Genomic DNA, 20,450 nt, shown 5'->3' on the forward strand with positions numbered 1-20,450 from the left:
CTTTCGGGAAATTCGTTAAAGTGAACTTCCATCAGTGGGAGTCTTATAGCCTGCGAATTGTGGGATGAAAAATGGACTAAGAATTTAATCTTAGTCCATTTCTTATTTTATATCCATTTTGTATGGAATGTACCTTCTTTATCTACTCGTTTATACGTATGCGCTCCAAAATAATCGCGCTGCGCTTGTAATAGGTTTGCAGGTAGTTTGGCAGTACGATAGCTGTCATAATAAGAAATTGCTGCTGAAAATGCAGGTATCGGAATGCCCTGTTGTACTGCCATTGAGATAATTTGGCGTAATCCACCTTGATATGACTCTACAATTTCTTTAAAGTATGGATCAAGTAAAAGATTCGGTAGGTCAGTGTTTGTTTCATAAGCCTCTTTAATGTTCTGTAAAAAGGCAGCACGGATAATACATCCGCCTCTCCAAAGCATAGAAATGCTGCCAAAATCAAGGTTCCAATCATATTCCTCAGAAGCTGCCTTCAATTGTGTGAATCCTTGTGCATAAGAACAAATTTTACTCATATATAAAGCTTGGCGCACTGCTTCAATTAATTCAGCTTTTTCAACTCCAATTGCTGTTTTATCTTTAGGGCCAGATAAAACTTTGCTTGCGTTCACACGCTCTTCTTTTAAAGCAGAAATGCAACGTGCAAATACAGATTCCGTGATAATAGGCAGAGAGATACCTAAATCAAGTGCGCTTTGGCTTGTCCATTTCCCTGTACCCTTTTGTCCTGCAGTATCAAGAATAACATCCACTAATGGCTTACCAGTTTCTTCATCTTTCTTCTTGAAGATATCGGCTGTAATCTCAATTAGATAGCTGTTCAGTTCACCTTTATTCCATTCAGCAAATATTTCATGGAACTCGTCTGCAGTCAAATCAAGTGTTTGTTTCAAGAAGAAATATGCTTCACAAATTAATTGCATATCTCCATACTCAATACCATTGTGAACCATCTTTACATAGTGGCCTGCCCCATTAGGTCCGATATAAGAACAGCAAGGCTCGTTATTCACTTTTGCAGAGATGTTTTCAAGCATATCCTTTACTTTTTCGTATGCATCCTTCTGCCCGCCTGGCATAATAGATGGTCCCTTCAATGCACCCTCTTCGCCGCCTGACACACCTGCCCCGATGAAATTGATTCCTTCTTCGGCAAGACGCTTGTTTCGGCGAATTGTATCGACAAAGTATGTATTACCACCGTCAATTAAAATATCACCTTTATCGAGGTGAGGGACTAGAGAATCAATCGCCTTATCTGTAATTTCCCCTGCATTAACCATTAATAAAATCTTTCTAGGTGATTCAAGTGAGTTAACAAACTCTTCAACTATATGAGTACCAACTAAGTTTTTATCACGGTTTTCCTCAATGATTTCATCAACTTTTTCCTTTGAAATATCATATAGGGCAACAGAATACCCTTTGCTCTCAAAGTTAAGTGCGAGACTTTTTCCCATAACGCCCACACCAACAACTCCAATTTGTAACTTTTCCATATTCCATCGTTCCTTTCCATGTATGTTACTCTGTATTATAGTATATATACCTAAAATAACACTTTAATCAAATAATCAATCTTTTTCATTTCAATAGGCTCCGCCAGTATTCGTGCAAAAGGTTATAGGGACACGGAACATCACTATCAAGTTAAAAAATAAAGAGAAATTTTCATCCTTATTAATCAATCATGAAAAATCACTGGTTAATTATGAAAAATCACATTAAACAGCTTCCGTACCCCTTTTACTGTTTAGAAAGATCTATACAAATAAACTTAATAATAAAGTAAATCCTAATCCGGCTACAGAAACGATAGTCTCAAGTAAAGTCCATGTTGCAAATGTTTCTTTCATGCTTAAACCAAAGTACTCTTTAAACATCCAGAAACCAGCATCGTTCACGTGTGAAGCAATTAAACTACCAGCCCCTGTTGCAAGGACAACTAATGCAAGGTTAACATCAGATTGACCTAACATCGGAATCACTAAACCTACAGTTGTTAATGCAGCAACCGTAGCAGACCCTAATGAAATACGTAAAATGGCAGCGATAATCCATGCGAGCAAGATCGGTGATAATGAAGTTCCTTTGAATAATTCGGCTACATAGTTACCAACGCCGCCATCAATTAATACTTGTTTGAAAGCGCCGCCTCCACCAATAATTAAAAGCATCATCCCAATATTCGAGATTGCTGTTGTACAAGATTCCATCACGTTTTTGATTGGAATATTTCTTGCCAATCCCATTGTATAGATCGCAACTAGTAAGGATATCAACATGGCAGTATCCGCATTCCCAATAAACTCGATCGTTGCTAGTAAACTATTATCTTTGAATCCCATTGTTTTTTGCAGCAAAGTAATAATTGTAGCGACTGCCATTAAAAGAACAGGTAGTAAAGCGGTAAAAACACTGATTCCAAAGCCAGGAGTTTCTTCAAGTTTAAATACTTTCTGCTCACCTAAAGATTTGATATTACCGGTTTTTGTGAACGCATCAGGTACTAGTTTTTTTGCAAGTTTAGTAAATACAGGTCCAGCTAACACAACCGTTGGAACCGCTATCATAAAACCGTAAAGTAATACTTCACCGATGTTTGCATGCAATTCACCAGCGATAGCAGTTGGCCCTGGGTGTGGCGGTAAAAATCCGTGTGTTACAGATAAAGCTGCTGCCATCGAAATACCGAGATATAAGATAGAAACTTTTAATTCTCTTGAAATCGCAAATACAATTGGAATTAATAATACTAATCCTACTTCAAAAAATAATGCAATCCCGATAATAAATGAGGCAGTCACAACAGCCCATTGAATGTTCTTTTCACCGAATTTTTTCACAAGGGTCATGGCAATGCGTTGTGCGCCCCCAGAATCTGAAAGCAACTTACCTAACATCGCACCAAGTCCAAAAACGAGTGCTAAATGACCAAGTGTTCCGCCTAATCCCGCTTCAATGGTTTTAAAAATTTTTTCTGGTGGCATTCCAAGTGCTAAAGCAACCCCGACCGATACAATGATTAATGAAATAAAGGTATTTAATTTAAAGCACATAATCAGTAAAAGTAATGCTAAAATCCCAATTGCTACAATGACTAATGGCATCGTAGTTCCCCCCCCTAATCTTAGCTGTATTTGTATTTATCCCGCTATTCGTGGGCAGTAAGGCCCCCACCTCGAGATTTAGATAGAAGCGAGGCGTGGGGATTACTGATGAAAGTTTTACTTTATTAAATTTCTTTGATAATTTGCAATTCGTGTATAATCATCTTCTAGCGCCCTTGATAGATTAATAAATATCGGCAGTAATTGTCTGTATTCTTTTGTTGCTTCTTCTTTTGGTGTATGTTTGTAGGTACTGCCAACCATTTCGGAAACGATTTCAAAAGAATCAATTTTTCCTGTGGCATAGAGACCTAATATACATGCACCTAGACAAGAGCTTTCGTAGCTCTTTGGAACAACGACTTCAGATGCGAAAATATCGGACATCATCTGTCGCCAAACGTCAGACCTTGCGAAGCCGCCTGTTGCTTGAATACGGGTTACAGGACCATCCATGCATTCGGTTAACGCTAAGAATACAGTGTATAAATTATATATAACGCCTTCTAAAGCTGCACGAATCATATGTTCCTTCTTATGTGACATCGTTAAACCGAAGAAGGAGCCACGTACATCTGGATTCCATAATGGTGCACGTTCACCTGCGAGGTATGGATGGAATAATAATCCGTCTGCACCAGGTCTCACGCGTTCAGCTATTTTAGTTAATACATCGTATGGATCAATTCCTAGTCTTTTCGCAGTTTCTACTTCTGATGAAGCAAGTTCATCACGAATCCAGCGAAGGACCATTCCGCCATTGTTTACCGGTCCACCAATTACCCAATGCTTTTCAGTTAAGGCATAACAAAATATTCTTCCTTTTTTATCTGTTTGTGGCTTGTCAATGATGGTCCGAATAGCACCACTTGTCCCAATTGTGACAGCAATCTCACCTTTTCGAATTGCATTCACACCTAGATTAGAAAGCACCCCATCACTGGCACCAATGACAAACGGTGTTTGTGAATCGATACCAATCTTTTGGGCTAAATCTGGATTGCAGTTACTAAATATTTGGGTGGTTGGTACGAGTTCAGATAATTGAGCTGGTGTTATACCAGCAATTTTTAAAGCTTCCTCATCCCAATCTAGTGTTTTTAAGTTCATCATACCCATGCACGAGGCGATGGAATGATCAACAACATATTGATCAAAGAATTGTTTGAAGATATATTCTTTGATTCCAATATATTTTTTCGTTCTAATAGCAATTTCCGGATAATCATTCACAATCCATGTAATTTTACTTAATGGTGACATTGGGTGAATGGGTGTTCCTGTTCGTCTATAAACTTCATGGCCATTCAGTTCATCTTTGATTTTATGTGCCCATGCCTCACTACGATTATCTGCCCAAGTGATACAAGGTGTCAGCGGATGATCATTTTCATCCATAGCAATGACACTATGCATAGCACTGCTAAATGAAATAAACGATGGTTTTTTATCTGAATGCTGTCTCGTTATATTTGATATCGCTTGTAAAACAGCTTGGAAAATCTCTTCTGGATCTTGTTCCGCTGTGGATATATCTGGTGTGCGAAGTGGATAACCAATATTCTCGGTTTGGATGACTTCGCCTTTTTCAGTAAATAAAACTGCTTTCGTACTTGTTGTACCGATATCTATACCTAACATATAGCTACTCATGTCCCTGCTCTACTCCTTTAGATAACATTTGTTGTGACATCCAGAAATCTTCAACTTTCCCTTGAACATCATCAAAATTTTGATGTAAGGCCTCAATCATGAGGGCTCGATCTTTTGATTCGATTGCTTTTATATAAAGCTCATGATTTTTTATAATCCGTTCAAAGTCTTCGTACTTTTCCTTGAAACGAGTACGCATTGATAAAAGGATTAAGCTTTCCATAACAGGCTTTAAATTATTCCAAATCATCAGGATGTAGGAATGCTCAATGGTTCGAATAATCGTTTCATGGAATAAGAGATCTTGATAAGAAAACTCATCAGAATCATGATATTTAATGGCGATTTTCATCATTTCCATTATTTTATTTAATTCTCTTACTAAATCATTTGTGTCCATCTTTACAAGTCGCTCAAAGATAAACTTTTCTATAAGTAAACGAACATCATATATTTCTTCGATTTCTTTCTCGGTTAAACCAATGACAACTGCGCCCATTCTTTCTAAGCGAATAATATTTTCAGAAGCTAGTACTTTTAATGCTTCACGAACGGGTGACCGACTTACAGAAAAATCGGCAGCTAATTTATTTTCTGACAGGATGGTACCGCTTACAATTTCACCTGCAATAATGCGCATTCTTAGTTCGCTCGCAACACGATCACCTGTAGAAGCTTTTGAAAGCCATTTTTCAGGATAAAGAAATTCCATTGATTTCGCCATAAATTCACCTCGTGTTAATCAAGTATACTTGTATACAAGTATTATAACTCGGATTTTTAATTATGCAAGCGCTTTTATTGTTTGCTTTGTTTCTTTTAGAGGAAAGCCCCATAATTAATAAGCTAACAAATCGAGTCGCTCCAAAAACTATTATTGTTGATGAAGAAGATTTAGGGAATGGAAAACTGAAGAATACGATATCCAAGGACTTACATCAACATATTTACCACTCAGGTTTACAACTTTTTGAATCAAAAATATAGATGTTACAAATGTAACAGTAACTGAATTTGAGCATTAAAAACTTTCAAAAATTGAAATTGTATTGTAAAGTAATGATTTTACAAATAGAAGCAGTTTTATATAATTAAAGACATGTAAAGAGGATTTAAATGATTCACAGTAAAACGTGTAAAAAAACAACGGTTATGTAGATTATTCAGATAACATTTCAACTTAAAGGTTATATAGCCATCATATAGCTATGACGTTTCACATTTTTAAGATTCAAATTATATTTGTAATTAACATTGATAGGAGGTATTTAAATATGGAGAAAGTGTTAGCATTGTTTAGTGATGCCCTCCTACTTGCTGCTCCAATTTATGAAGAAAACAAGCAGTTATGGGCCAAATGGAATAAATATTATAAAGAAGTACAAGAGAATCACGATAAATTAGTAACATCAGCTAATATGTCCCCTTCCTTTTCGACACTTGTTTCTTGGCTAGGTCAGAAACAAGAGCAAGGAATATCGTTATTAAACATTTATACCAATCTGAATAAATATAAAATTGAAATTCAAAATGTACTAGATAAGATCATTGAACAAGAATTCGGAGAAAAAGTTGAAGCAGTTGAACCAACTCAAATTTCAATTTTTGAAGATAGTCAGGTAACAGAACATATAGAAGATATATCGGATGATTACTATCCTGTAACCAATGACGCAATGTACTATCAATTACGTGATGGAATAGCAAAAAATCATTTTGAGGAAGATGAAGCAGTAGCAAAACCGGTACTGCCATTAGAAACAAAAAATTCAAGCGGAGTTGCACAACTATCTTCACATAAGGATGAGGATTTGAGATTAGTGAATACAAACGAAGCAGAAAGATGGTCTATATTGGTTGATGGAGTAATTAGTAATATGGATGATCTTACAGCAGACTGTTTGGATACCATTACAATACAATGGTTAAATCAAGCTAAATCTCCAGATGAATTCATAGATTTTAGTTATGAAAATGTGTTGGAATTATGTAATATGCCAAAAGCATCAGCAAATGGTGTAGAGTATTATCGAGCAGAAGATAAGATAAAAATAGCACAACGTATAGCGGCTTTAGCTAGTATCTTTATTTATTTGAATGACGATAATGAAGTTGTAGTACTGAACGATCAAGCAGAAACTGGGCAACAATTCGAAGTAAAACGTGAAGTAATCAAAAGGCTATTCGTACTCGATTCAGTAGTGTTATGGAGAGATAAGAATACTAATGAATATATGGGAATAGAATCCTGTAAGATTAAACCAGGTAGTTTCTTATCAGGCTATTTGTATGGCTCTAATAGTACAACTGCTTTATTATCGAAAAAAGCACTAGAGTATAATAGCTATAGACATAAGTTTCATAAACGTTTAATTCGTTATTTATCATGGCAGTGGAGAATTCGTCAGCAATACAGTACTTTAAAAAGACCATACTCCATTGGTGGAGAAAAAGGTTTACTATCTGTAATGGGTATCAAAACTACGAATGGACGTCCACATCGAATTCGAGAACAACTAGAAAATGTTTTAATTGACTTAGAAAAAGAAAATGTCATTTCACATTGGGCATATGCAGAAGAATTGGATGAAACAAAGATAGGAGAACGCAATTGGTTTAAGAATTACTTTGAAAAGTTGGGAATCATTATTTTACCTCCAAAAGAATTGATGAATAATATAGATAGTATGGTGAAGAAAAAAACAATAGATACGCAAGAGAAGCAAGAGGAGCGTTATATTGTAGATACAGTAAAACAACCTACTGTAGGATCAGAGGATATGATTCGAGAGAAAATTATGCATCAGCATATGCATCAAAATAAAACAATGCGTGAGATAGCAGATGAAATAGGTCTATCCCCTGCTACGCTCTCTAGATTCTGTAATAAAAAAATGAAGCGTATTTCAAAAAGCGTTAATGAAAAACTGAACAAGTGGTATGAAAGACAAATGATTATAGAGTCTATGTAAAAAGAATCAGATACCTTTACAGAGGTACCTGATTCTTTTTATTTTGTTCATTTTCTACATGTACGGTTCCATAATCGCGCTCGACATTAGAATAATTTCTATTTGCTATTCCTAAAAACAGAAACCACGTATTTAATTTCCCTCCTTTACTTTACGTGAAATTCGTTCAACTACTCGGGGTATACCGAGTGTACTTTTGTACAAAATAAGAGTGTTAAACGTTAAATTGAGGAGGATTTGTATGCAAAATCATAAAAAAGCTATAGAGAAGTCTGGTTCTATTATGAAACCGAATTTTGCAGAAACTGATGCGCAAAAAGTAAAACAAGAAATTCAAAATGATGTAAGAGCAGGACAAGGAGCAATGACTTCCCGAGAAGCTGGGGCAATGCGAGATTAAGAAACTTTTTCGGAAATATGCATCTTAAAAAATAAAAAGGTATGAGTTTACGACCCAAACCTTTTTACCATTAGAAATATTCGTTATATGCTTAGTGTATCAATCAAGATTAATGTCACCTTTGATATATTGACTGAGTTTATCCTTAATTGCTGCACTTTCTGGAGTTACTTCTGCCATTTTTCGATTTTGAAGTCGAGAACCTTCTTCTGTTGTATCTGAAGGTAATATGTTTTCATCATCTTGAGATACAGTTGCAGCCATTTGTTGCTGTAACCATTGCATTGTTAAGTTAGATGTTGTATTTTTACCATTGATTTCTGCAGTTCGTTGAATTTCCTGTTCTTGCTGATTAGGAGTTACAGTCGATATGTAAGCAGGCTCTCTATATTGTGGTGTATGCTTCGCCCTTGGCACTTCTATTGGGGTTTCAGTAATAACTGATGCTTTTTTGTTAATTTCAATAGGTTCTCTATGTTTACTTGTGTCTGGTACATTTTCTTTTTGAACATTGATTACTTCATTAATTTTTGCGGGTTCTGTTGAAGTAGAAGTAGCAATTGATGCTGTAGCATCCTCCTTTTCTAGCTTAGGAGCAAAATTTCTTGAGTAATCTTGCACAGACTGATTATTTGTTAAATCACCTTCATTGTCAGTATCATCTTCATTATTATAAAAATCGTAAGTATCAGGATTTAACGTTTGTAACCAACCTTCTATTGCAGTAGGCACTGTTTTAGATGTACTCAATTCCTCAATTACAGTATCTTCACTATCAACATCTGTATCTGTAACATAATCATCATATTTAATTTCCGTATTCAATGACTCTTCACGTACTTTTAGCCAATAAGCAGCTGCTTCTGCATCAACTTGAATCTTAGCTGTTTTAAACTCAGTGGCAGGAACAAAGTTTGCATTTACTTGTATTCCTCCTTGAGGAGCATTATCTTTTACAATTTTAGCAGCACACTGGAATGCTTTTTGAATCAATATATCATTTTCAGAAAGAATGGGTACCTCTGTTTTCGAATAAGAGTAGGATGTTCTACGTGTACTTTGAGTTTTCGTTTCAGCTGTTACCATATCAATTTCTTGATCACCTTCACGTGCTTCATAAATTGTTTTCGTACCCATAAGCTTACTAAACAATTTAGCATCTTCATTAGTAACATCACCATAAACAAGTTTATTACGAAATGTACCTAACAGGATATCCATGAATCTTGGGCCATGTTCAATTGCTAATTGACTAATGGTTTGTGCAATAACAATTAAAGGAGCTTTATATTTACGTGATTGAGCAGGAAAACTTTTAAATGCTTTATAAATATAATCTGCAAACTCATCGACTAAAACAGGATGGTATGGAGATACGTTAGGTTTACGACGGAAAACAGCATTTTGCACTGCATATAAACATAATTTACCGAATACATCAGATAGGTCAGAAAGTTCCCCTTTCGCTGTATTGATTAAAAGGATACCTCCAAATTCCAAATGCTTTTCAAAGTCAAAATCTGATGGACCACATAATACACGACGGAGCAGAGGTTGAGCTGAAATATCATTTAATGTGTTTCGTAAACCACGAACGAAGGTTTCTTGTTTATCAATAATCTTTGGCTGCCCATAGTATTTCCCTTCAGTATGATAAACAACTTCCCCTCCCCCACGACCGCCAGAAATTTCAGGTACATAATTTAAATCAAACCATTCATCAACTTGCTTCATTATGCGCCAATGATTTCGTTCATCTCTATCAGGTATAGATTCAATATCATTAGGAAGTCGCTCTTTTAACTTGAGATGCATCTCAAAAACGAGATTAGCATCATTATACAAATCAATTAAATGTTCAAATCTAGCTTCAAATTTTAAATCATGGAGTTTTAACAAGTAAATATGTTGTTTAAGATGCGAACGCTCAGATTGAACAAAGAAAGGATTTCCTGCACCATTATCAGAGAGCCCCGTTAATACTGAACATAACATCTCAACAACTTTATCAACTGGACCACGTACGAAATTTATTGAAGGGGTATCAGGATTTGTTGGATTTAAATAGAAAATAACACTTTCGGGAATCTTGTGTGCTAATACCAATTTATATACCTTTTCGCAGAAGTCGTTAGATGGCTCGATAACTGTAAGACCATTTACCTGCGTTCCTTTTACATCCTCTGAATGATAATCTTTTCTTGCATATAGGGTTTTAAAGTTATTAATCATTGAAGCCATATAGTCAAGAATTTGATTGGCAATTGGCAAACCTAGTGCAGCTGATTTACCTGTACCAATATTACCGATGATCATTATGTTAAGTGTTAAAGACTTGCCCTGAATAACTGCCATTTCCCGTGTAGCACTGTTAGGACCAAGAAAGATATCGGGTTCTGGCAATTTTGATGGGTTTTTTTCAGTGAAAAATTTGTGTAATGAAGTAGCAAGTTTTCGTTGGCGATCATCATTCAAAAAGGAAAGCATCCAACCAGGTATTTTAAATACGTATTCCCATTTTCCGAATTCATCTAAAAGCTCTTTTTTATGTTCATAAAAAATCTTAAAGAGCCATAAGAGTACGAGAATAATAATAAATACAGGTATAGCAAATACAAGGTGCATGATATTACTGAAATTTGAAAGGATAGTATCTTCTAATCCTTTGTCATTTAGTGAAACCTCTCCAGCTTTCGAGTTTAAGAATGGAATAAATATCTTAGCTAATGGAGCACTAAACGCCCATAAGAACTGGGCAACTATACCGATTAACATCATCGAGAAAATAAACCATCTACGCTTTATCTCCTGATAAGTCTTAACCTTGGTTGAAAGCTGCCAAGTATAAATTAAAATCCAAAAGCTAAAAAAGGTTTCAATGTAATAATTAGTTTCGAACGGATTACCGAAGATACTTAAGGTAGGTAATGGAACGCCCATTTGTATTGACCAGAAAGAAGCGTATTTATATATTCCCCTGAAAGCAAAATACCAAGCTAGCAGCAGTAGTAATGTCACAACATAGTAAGAAGAGCGAGCCACTAAACGATATTTCCAGCTTTTTGTAATGTCGATTGTAACTGTATAGGAATTTTTCTTGCTCTTTCCGGCTTTTGGATCCTCCCCATTACCAGGTGTATTATTGAGTTCAGTATTCTTTTGAACTGCATTCTCCAAATTCTTGTTTCACCCTCTCTTTTAACGAATAAAAAGAAGCGGTGAAATTAAGCAATTCAGCAGAAGTAGCCAATAATATATTCTCTGGTGCTATGGAATTGTGAAACAAATCAGTAAAAATGGCTTGCTGCCCACGCTCTAATTCATCCGCTTCATATATCCCCAAGATCTTAATTGGGTTTAGTGTTCGGTGTTGATTTTGCATGGCCAACAATCCTGATAATTGTTGCAATTTAAAGTGTGCGTTAACCTCCCCTACCTTAAGTATTGTTGATATACATAATATTTCTAAGTAATCTAAAGAATTTTTTTCTTCATCAGATGATTTTTTTCGTAATACCAAAATGTCATCTGTTAGCTCAAGTAGTTTAGAATGCTGAATTCCTTTCGTTTGCATTTCATTTTTATTAGATATCCACTCTACCGAATAAGGGAAAGAAGAATTTATGTTTAAACGTTCAGTGATTTTTTTGAGTAGGTGATTTTTACTTAAACTATTAGTTTTGCGAATTTCTTGAAGAATATTATTTACTACAAGTGCCGCCCCACCCATATTGCATACGTAAACATTGAGGTTATCCACTACACATAAACGTGGTATATTGCTAAAGGCTTTTTTCAAATTTGTTACACGTGTGGTCCGTTTTTTGTAAGTAGAAATGGTATGGTAGGAGTCATCGATAACAGAAAATAACACGTAATACTGCTTAGATGGGCTAGCGGCAGCGATATCGAGATATTTTTTTAACTTATTTTCTAAAAACGGAATGTTTTCCGATCCTGTATCAACTTCAATGTTGATAATAGAATTGTTACAAGTAATAACCCAATCAGGAATGATTAATGGGTTTCCCTTTGAGTCAGGATAAAATTCTTTAGATGGACGAAATGAATATACAAGCTGAGGTAAATCTGGTAGGAAAGAAACGGGTTGAAGTTCTGGTTGAAACATTTCGCGATACTCTTCATCTTCGTATAAAAAGTAAGCATCATTTGAATTGGAGTACATTAGGTTTGGCAAATGTAAGTTTTGCTTCACAATCGAGTTTAGCGGAAAAAGATAATCTCCCTTACCACCTACAATTGCACCAGTATGTTCATTTTGGGATTCTGCTTCAAGTAAATTTAATACAAATTGTGTAATAGCTATATTGTGTTCATACTGCCTTTTGGTAACAAATGAGGTACTACAATCAGAAATTAATTTTAATCGGTATAATATTTCAACCCCTTTTGAAGAGATAGAAACAAAATCCAATGTAAATCCGCGCTTTTTTCTCACACTTATGTTTTCTTTTTTTATTAATTTCATTTTAGACCACTTGGTTAGCTTTGATGAAAATGTAGTTCGACTTATAGGTTCTCCACTTATCAATTCATAAAATTTGCGTAATTGAATTTGAGATACTGTTCGTTGTTCATATAAAAATAAAACTGTAAAAATGTCAGAACGATTAAAATAAACTCCACGATCATTTTCCCCGACGATATATTTAACGGTATAATCAAATGATTTTTTCAATTTTAAACACTCCCTTGATATGAAAATAATATACGGAAACTTGCATAAAATTGAGTGCAATTGTCAACAAATGAAAGTAATTAATGTTGGATAAATTAAGCAGTTCAGTACATAAAAATGATTAAAGTATATTTTAACTGAAATTTACAAAAAAGTAACCCATTATCCCCTATGAACTCTCGGTTTAAAAACATATATCATTTCGTCAGGTGTGGGTAATTAAATCTAATGATATCAAGTAGAAAATTTCTATTAGAGTTCGTCATATGTTCTTCGACATAGATAAGAGAACATATGACGAACTCTAATGATAAAAAAAGGATTCGTCATATATACTTCGTCATGTAGGTGTAGAGTATCAAAAATAGTTAAAATGTACAGTGAATATACTTTTGCATGGATAAAATTAAGTATTAAACAGAATTGTATTTAATTCTGTAGAGGTATCCGTTTGTCAGAAGGAAAAATTACATCATAAAAGAAATAAGTAAATAAACATAATAAAGTAAATGAAAATTGTGTATATTTCGTATTTTGCATGTTACAATCTGATTTAAGGGGTGAAAAAATGCGGAATTGGAACACAGAATATGGGTTAATAACAAGGATAATACAAAGTGAATTTGAAACAGACTTTCTTTATACTAAAGTAATCAACACATTAAATAATGAGTATGAGATAATTCCATTACAGTTTGCAGCACTAGATCCTTATAAAACGTATAATACCTCACAGGTTAGTAGAATTTTGAGGATAAAATCAAATCAGTTAAGATATTTAATTAACAAATACGGTGAATACATCAATTAATAAAAAAAAGAGCTAAATATGTTATTTCATTTAAAGCTTTATACAGGATTTATTTAGTAAACCTATGTCTAACAAAGAAATTATTTAATTTAGCTGAGTTTAACAGCATTATGACTTCACATGTTAGTTATAGAGATTATATTGATATGAAATTGACAAGTTATACTGACAAGTTTGTAGAACTTAACTATAAAACTAGCCAATTGAATGAAAATGAATCACAATTTTATGTATTATTCCTGCAAATCTCTGAAATTACTACAGAATTAATAAAAGAAATAACTAAATATAATATGACATTAACATCCCCTTTCCTTTCTGTTGACAACAAAGGGAGAAATGAGTTGGTAAATAAGAAGCAAGATCATGAAGTTCTTTTCAATAAACTAAGTGTTTTATATAAAACTATATAGTTAAAAGAGTAATACTTCTTAAGTATTACTCTTTTTTTATAGGGTTATATACACGTTTTATTTATAAGTCTTTCATATAAGACCTTTAAATGAGTCGTGTAATAATCCGTGGTAATATTCTATTGACATGAAATTAATATAAAAGCATATAAAACCTTTAATAATAAGTGTTTATACATACGTCTTATATGTAGTTCGTATATATAAGGTGTATAAATCAAATGACCATGATAATAGTACGTTATTTTAGGAGTATTATATATTGGAATTATAATTCTAGATCAAAATATACATAAATACTGCACTCATATTTATTGTTTAATGGTTATTGTTAGTTATATGAAACCTGATATTAACATGTTTTATTTACTGCTTATATGAACGACTTTCATATACGTCTTATATATTTGACGTTGATATATAGGACATTGTTTCAATTTTACATTTTGTAAATGTTATATAAGTCTTATATATAACAACTTAATATAAGTCTTATATATAATGACTTGATATACGTCTTACAATGATGTAATATATTTTTAGGAATAATTAACCAACGTTTTAAGGGGGGGACAACTTGAACGAGGTATTAAGTGAAAAATATAAACAAAACAAATTCACTGAAGAAGTTGTGGAAATGTTTGCAGACATTATTGAAGGAGACGAAATACTCTACAATGTATTTCATTACATAGGATCTCAAGTAAACAAACAATACCAAGAGACAAAGTATATGAGAGGAATCTCAATAAATGAAATAGTAGAAAGTGTTGTTATTGATAGGAGAGTAAAGAAACCTAAGGGTAAATCCTATTCATTAGAAATTGAAAGAACTAACATTTCAAGAAGATCGGCAGAAGGTAGTGTTGTTACTTTAGCTTCAATGTCATTAATAACAGAAAAAATTATGCATCCGTATAAGTTTTTAATTTCAACTATTAGGGGACAACAAGTATTAGTTGAATTAGGGAAACGTAAAAAAAGTAATGAGAATAAGGGAGAGATAAAATAATGGCAAAAAACTTTCTGAAAAACGAAGTAGCTGTGAAAATGACTATGGTTGGTTTTGGTCAAGCTGGAACTAGAATGGTAGATAAGTTTGCTGAGTATAAGCATACAGACGGTACAGCAGTTTATAATTGCCTAGCATTGAATAGTAATGATGGGGATTTAGCTGAACTGAAAAATGTGCCGAAAAGTAACCAAGTTTCACTAAAATTAGGTGGTTTGGGTAAGAATCCTGAGCGTGCTGTAAAGGTTTTAGAATCTAATGAAGAAGCTAAAGATAAATTAAAAGAATTCATAACGGAACGTGTTAGACCAACTGATGAATTAGTACTATTTTTTGCAGGTTTAGGCGGTGGTACAGGTACATCTACAATTATTCAAGCAATTGAAGAATTCTCCGCTTTTCATAATAAACCTGTAATTGCTGAAGAACTTAAAAGTATGGCAATGAAAATTCCTAGAGAAGAATTAATAAAAAATCAACAAAAGTATGCAAGAATTGCTTTCAATAATGCTATTGAGCGTAAAGATTTCATTAAAATGGGTATTGTAGTTACACTTCCAGTTAGAGCTGATGGGCCTGATGTATTAAGACAGGTGAATAAATTTTCACAAGAAATTTGGAAGTTAGCTAATGATCCAGCGAAAGGCGTTGCATTTGTTGTATTTGCAGATAACCAACACTTCTATGATGAGTTTAAGGGATTAAACGAAAATGAGAAAAAAGGTATTGGAAACTCACGCGACTATGCAAATCAACGCATTGGAGATATTATTCATGAGTTAAATACAGCTGCAAATGGTTCAGGAACATCAGTAATTCTAGATTCTCAGGACTTTAAACGAATTTTACTAGAAAGAACAGGCTGTTTAGTAATTAATAAGGTTTCACGTAATATGAATCAAATTGAAAACAGTGAAGAAATTGTAGATATGTTCTCAGAATCATTGAAAGGAAGCTCATTCCATCACCCTATTGACCTAATGAAGACAAATGAAAATGGAGATTTAGAGGCATCGAAGGTACATCATTTTGGTATGTTAGCAATTTTAGATGAACAGAAGAACATTGATGATTCATTTATGGATGATGCAAAAGTAGAAGTGACAAATAAACTACCAATCAATGGAACTGTTTTTAATGGTTATTTAGTGAGTAAAAATGACTTTATGGGCAGCGTGTATACTTTCTATAAGACAGATGCACTACCATCACGTTTATCTAAAGGATTAGTTGAAGAATATAACGAATTTAAGGAAAAACAGAGTCAAATTCAATATACAAAGTCACAAATTAATACTATTGAAGCGCAGGACTCGGACGATGACTTCAATATTAACTTTGGTGATTACTTTGAATTAGAACCAGTTAAAGATGAAGAACCACAAACGCAAAATGATGAAGAATTAGCTGCATTTATGGATCCCGATAAGATGTTCGGAACAAAATAAAAAATAAGCCTGGAGTTTTCCAGGCTTATTTTTCTGTTTTCATTACATTTTTCATGTATTCAATCATGTTCTCATCAATATAGTTTTCTATGAAAAGTTGTTTTCTCGCAAGATCTTCCTCTTTTTTAAACCAACCAACTTTTTTAATACGAGTTTCTTCTGGTTGTGAACTCCACTCTCTTTCAGCTTGTTTTCTTAATTCTGTACGCGCTCTATGTTGAATTATCATATTATCTAGTCTTTCTTGTCTTTGGCGCTCTTTTAACATTTCAGGGTCTTCTGGTTCAGGGAGCACTGCACGTATAGCATCTTCAAACTTTCCTTGATACTCTAATTCAATGTTTTGTAAATGCATTTGAATCTTTTGCTCTACTATTTTTTCAATAGTCGCTGCAGCTTCCTGCATGTTTAATTGGGTTGAGACTTCACTGGTTTGATTTTCTGGAGAAACTGGTCTTAGTTCAAATTGATGTGGTAAAAGCTCAATAATTGCATCTAGCGACCACTTTTCATCCCTTTTTAGCTTGATAAATAAAGCTATGTCTAAATCCAGTGTGTTATATAGCTTTTCATTTGTATTATTGGTTCTTAATGTTCCGTGTAACCCCTTTTCCTCTAGGATATTGAACCAATTGTATACAGTGTTATGATGTCGGCCTACTAGTTTTGAAAACTCTGTTATTCGCCAAGCTTTTTCAAAAGTATCTTCATGACTAGAGTTTGTATTATTTGACTCCATATGTTCAGTTGTATTTTTGTTATCTTGTTCAATCATCGTTGTACCTCCTTGAAATATAATGGCCATAGCAAAATGGAATTAACATATAAAGTGAGATTGACATGTTAAGTGTCTTTCGACGATATAAACCTCAATACCTTTATCGATTGACATTCACATGAAATGTGTCGTTGATATATAAAGTATCGCTTGTTAACATGAAGTTGATAAATAAGGATTTGAAATTAACTATTGCTAATGTCCAGTTAATAATCCGTTAGTTATTAATGATTATTGTTGCTATGAAATTAACAAATTAGTCTACAATATATTAATGATAAGAAAATATTAGTGATTTGTAAATAAATTATAAGGATATAGCATTAAACTTAAAGACTTAAAAACTAAAAAGTATGTATAAATCTAAAGCGAAAAGCCCATACTGATAGTAAATAAAGGCCTATATTTATTGTAATTTATGATACTCGATATTAGAAAACCATGAACGGTATAGTTAATTGGTTTCAGTAGGTCTTTAGAATGCACGTGAAGGCTATTATAGGTTGTTGAAGTACTTTTATGCGGTTTAATATAAACTCACTTTTTCTAGGGGGTATCACCCCTTAGAAGTGATCTCTATATAATCAAAATTGATTCATACAATTGCCACTTTTAAATCGGAATTAATAAAAAGTGATTTATTGTTTTTGGTTACTATCAAAATACTTTCAAGAATGATATCTTCTCCGATTTATCCAGTGAATTTTGCTATAGAAAAAAGCCTTTTAATAGATGTAGAATCTAAAACTCTATTTGTATGTATATTTTCAAATTTAGAATCGATGATTGTTAATGTCATGTCAATACGTATGAGTAATAGTTGATGCGACACTACCATTAATAGATAACTAGCCCTATTAACATGTTAATCTCAGGTTACATATCAATTACAAATGAAGAGAAAACTGTTAATTTTGTTGTGTTACTAATAAGAAACTATCAATTGTATGGAATTCTTATTAGCTTCTAGCCACAATTATTGTTCTTTTAGAATGTTTTCTTTTTTAAATTTTTCAATAGAAACCTGTTGTGGTAGATAAATTTTTAACTAATGCAAATTTCGAAGATCCAAGATCTGCATCTATGCGTGTTACAACTACATAATTGTTAATGTTATATCAATGTTTAATGAAAATTGTTGATATGACATTAACAAAATAGACAGTATTTCTCTCTACGTATCGCCTTTAGACCATATATCAATGATAAACAAAGGCTGAAAAGCATTGAATTACTGTCGTCATTTGTTATTGCAATTAAATTTTAACTATTTTTTGATAGTGTGAAAATAACTTCTAGGATAGATCATCACTAGATTCGCTTCGAGCAAACCGCCACAGAAGAAAAAATTCACCAATATAGTTTTTGAAATCTTGAAAGTTATAAACACTTCTCCTTTTTGACATCTTATTGTTGATGTTATATCAATATCAATCAGAATAATATCGATAACAAAAGAAAACTATCGCTTAACATGTCAATTTCAGGTTATATATCAATGATAGACAAAGGAAAAACTGTTATTTTTTTGGTGTCACTAATAAGAAACTATCAATTGTATGGAGTTCTTGTTAGTTTCTAAGTGCAATTATAGTTCTATTAGAGTATTTTTTGATTTTTCATTAGAAAACTGTTGTAGTAAATAAATTTATAATAAATACAGATCGCCAAGACCCAAGATCTGTATTTATGCGTATTTGAACTACTTAATTGTTAATGTCATATTAATGTTAAATGAAAATTATCGATATGACATTAACAATATAGATAGCATTCCTTTCTATGTGTTGTTTTTAGACTATATGTTAATGATAAATAAAGGGTAAAATGCTGTCATTATTTATTATCCTGATTAAATTTTTAACTATGTTTTGATGGTGTCGAGTCATTTTCTAGGATAGATCGTCACTAGATTCACTTCGAGAAAACTGCCGCAGCAGAAAAAAATTAACCGATATAGATTTTGAAATCTTGAAAGCTATAAACGATTCTTCTTTTTTGACACCTTATTGTTAATGTTATGTCGATCTTATTCGAAACGATATCGATAACAAAAGAAAACTGTCAGTTAACATGTTAATCTCAGTTAACATGTTAATAACAAATGAGAGGTTAAAAACCAGTTATCTTTCCGTCGGTATCAACATGAGATTGATAGTTTCAGGGTGTTTCTTTTTTATGTCTTACTAGCATTGGAACATTTTTATAGGTAGTTTATTAATTAACTTATTTCCGTGCAATCTGTTGCAATGGACTAATGTTCAACTAATATAGATCTTAAAGTTTAGATAGGTGCAAACGTTTTTGATAAGTAATCGCTTGTTAATGTTATGTTAATGTTAACTGGTGGATACTAGTGATAAAGTTAGTGCGCTTCATTTGATATGTTAATCTCAGTTGATATATCAATGTCAAATATAGGTGAGATGTATTGATTTTCTGTTGGTATCAACATGAGATTGATAATTATATGACTGTTTTATAGTCCTTATTTTAAAGTGGTTTTGGGTAGAATTAATTAATTTTGAACAAAATATAATGTTATGATGATTGTTTACAAGAAATAGATTATAGTTAACAAGATTGCGCTTAATAGCGCAATTAATTGGTTAGTAGAGAGTATACTGTACCAAAAAAAGTAAGCAGAAAAACATTAGTGAACGGTTAATAAGGAGGACCCTTATAGCTTAGTAAATATAGATTGCTAAAATAGTATCTAATTCCGAAGAAGTTCTCGCTTCAAAAGATCCAAAAGGGGTTGAGCAGTGAGATGCCCATGTATAATTATAGTGTGGAGTTTAATAATATTATAATTAACCTCTAGATTAAATAAAGAATTTTTAGTATATTTTTATTATAACTTGTTGATTTTTTTATTTTCTAGTGATTACATAAAGCCCTTCGGGTTACGGATTAAATTACACGTTTGTGTGGTATTTAACCTCCGTATTCCAAAGGGCTTTTTTATTTGATCAAGGGAAAAGGGGATATGTGATGTCAATTGAAAAGTTAGTAGCAAGTAGAATATTAAGGCCAGTGAGAAGCATGAATAAGGGGAATAATGAGAGATGGTTTGAATTTTATAGAACAACGTGCCCTATATGTGGTAAGCAAGGATTGGTCTTATCCCTGTCAA

General features: G+C 33.1%; 11 protein-coding genes and 1 pseudogene. 5 read left to right on the top strand and 7 right to left on the bottom strand.

Going from position 1 to position 20,450, the window contains the following annotated elements:
• Positions 1-107 precede the first annotated feature (107 nt).
• The 4 genes from gndA to gntR all read right to left on the bottom strand — a co-directional run bounded on the left by gndA (position 108) and on the right by gntR (position 5,505).
• Entirely contained in the window at positions 108-1,517 is a 1,410-nt protein-coding gene (gene gndA / locus COK05_RS29360; protein ID WP_098615326.1) for an NADP-dependent phosphogluconate dehydrogenase, read from the bottom strand.
• A 264-nt stretch (positions 1,518-1,781) separates the two neighbouring features.
• The gene (gene gntP, locus COK05_RS29365) at positions 1,782-3,128 is read right to left on the bottom strand and encodes a gluconate permease GntP (protein ID WP_098615327.1); all 1,347 of its coding nucleotides are present in this window, start codon (positions 3,126-3,128) and stop codon (positions 1,782-1,784) included.
• Positions 3,129-3,245: 117 nt separating this feature from the next.
• Positions 3,246-4,781 (bottom strand): gluconokinase, encoded by a 1,536-nt coding sequence (gntK, locus tag COK05_RS29370; protein WP_098615328.1) that lies wholly within the window; start codon positions 4,779-4,781, stop codon positions 3,246-3,248.
• Positions 4,774-5,505 carry a gluconate operon transcriptional repressor GntR gene (gntR, locus tag COK05_RS29375; protein WP_098615329.1) on the bottom strand — a complete coding sequence of 244 codons (732 nt, stop codon included), beginning with the start codon at positions 5,503-5,505 and terminating at the stop codon, positions 4,774-4,776. The genes gntK and gntR overlap by 8 nt, the downstream gene beginning before the upstream one ends.
• Positions 5,506-6,055: 550 nt before the next feature.
• Here gntR and COK05_RS29385 point away from each other — a divergent pair.
• Both COK05_RS29385 and COK05_RS31500 read left to right on the top strand, forming a co-directional pair.
• Positions 6,056-7,753: a helix-turn-helix domain-containing protein gene (locus tag COK05_RS29385; RefSeq protein ID WP_098615331.1), complete on the top strand. Its 1,698-nt coding sequence runs from the start codon at positions 6,056-6,058 to the stop codon at positions 7,751-7,753.
• A 241-nt stretch (positions 7,754-7,994) separates the two neighbouring features.
• Complete coding sequence (locus COK05_RS31500) at positions 7,995-8,153, top strand: hypothetical protein (protein ID WP_001179369.1); 159 nt, start codon at positions 7,995-7,997, stop codon at positions 8,151-8,153.
• Positions 8,154-8,252: 99 nt separating this feature from the next.
• On the opposite strand, the gene COK05_RS29390 is transcribed toward COK05_RS31500, so the two are convergent.
• Positions 8,253-11,330: a type IV secretory system conjugative DNA transfer family protein gene (locus COK05_RS29390; RefSeq protein WP_098615332.1), complete on the bottom strand. Its 3,078-nt coding sequence runs from the start codon at positions 11,328-11,330 to the stop codon at positions 8,253-8,255.
• Positions 11,302-12,852: a replication-relaxation family protein gene (locus COK05_RS29395; protein ID WP_098615333.1), complete on the bottom strand. Its 1,551-nt coding sequence runs from the start codon at positions 12,850-12,852 to the stop codon at positions 11,302-11,304. The genes COK05_RS29390 and COK05_RS29395 overlap by 29 nt, the downstream gene beginning before the upstream one ends.
• Before the next feature lie 538 nt (positions 12,853-13,390).
• Here COK05_RS29395 and COK05_RS31960 point away from each other — a divergent pair.
• The 3 genes and pseudogenes from COK05_RS31960 (at position 13,391) to COK05_RS29410 (ending at position 16,536) form a co-directional block, all read left to right on the top strand.
• Positions 13,391-14,076, top strand: a pseudogene (locus tag COK05_RS31960) (hypothetical protein).
• 577 nt (positions 14,077-14,653) lie between these two features.
• Positions 14,654-15,088, top strand: coding sequence for a hypothetical protein (locus tag COK05_RS29405; protein ID WP_098615334.1), 435 nt, complete (start codon positions 14,654-14,656; stop codon positions 15,086-15,088).
• Entirely contained in the window at positions 15,088-16,536 is a 1,449-nt protein-coding gene (locus COK05_RS29410) for a cell division protein FtsZ (protein WP_046960420.1), read from the top strand. Before COK05_RS29405 ends, COK05_RS29410 begins: the two co-directional genes overlap by 1 nt.
• A 25-nt stretch (positions 16,537-16,561) precedes the next feature.
• Here COK05_RS29410 and COK05_RS29415 read toward each other — a convergent pair whose 3' ends face one another.
• Complete coding sequence (locus COK05_RS29415) at positions 16,562-17,311, bottom strand: MerR family transcriptional regulator (RefSeq protein WP_000572417.1); 750 nt, start codon at positions 17,309-17,311, stop codon at positions 16,562-16,564.
• Positions 17,312-20,450 lie beyond the last annotated feature (3,139 nt).

This window comes from Bacillus cereus, assembly GCF_002567495.1.
In the GTDB taxonomy this organism is placed as follows: domain Bacteria; phylum Bacillota; class Bacilli; order Bacillales; family Bacillaceae_G; genus Bacillus_A; species Bacillus_A cereus_AQ.

Excerpts from the sequence above, each read along its gene's own strand:
- gntP (WP_098615327.1), bottom strand. The coding sequence starts at position 3,128 with ATGCCATTAGTCATTGTAGCAATTGGGATTTTAGCATTACTTTTACTG.
- COK05_RS29385 (WP_098615331.1), top strand. The coding sequence starts at position 6,056 with ATGGAGAAAGTGTTAGCATTGTTTAGTGATGCCCTCCTACTTGCTGCT.
- COK05_RS29415 (WP_000572417.1), bottom strand. The coding sequence starts at position 17,311 with ATGATTGAACAAGATAACAAAAATACAACTGAACATATGGAGTCAAAT.
- gntK (WP_098615328.1), bottom strand. The coding sequence starts at position 4,781 with ATGAGTAGCTATATGTTAGGTATAGATATCGGTACAACAAGTACGAAA.
- gndA (WP_098615326.1), bottom strand. The coding sequence starts at position 1,517 with ATGGAAAAGTTACAAATTGGAGTTGTTGGTGTGGGCGTTATGGGAAAA.
- gntR (WP_098615329.1), bottom strand. The coding sequence starts at position 5,505 with ATGGCGAAATCAATGGAATTTCTTTATCCTGAAAAATGGCTTTCAAAA.
- COK05_RS31500 (WP_001179369.1), top strand. The coding sequence starts at position 7,995 with ATGCAAAATCATAAAAAAGCTATAGAGAAGTCTGGTTCTATTATGAAA.
- COK05_RS29410 (WP_046960420.1), top strand. The coding sequence starts at position 15,088 with ATGGCAAAAAACTTTCTGAAAAACGAAGTAGCTGTGAAAATGACTATG.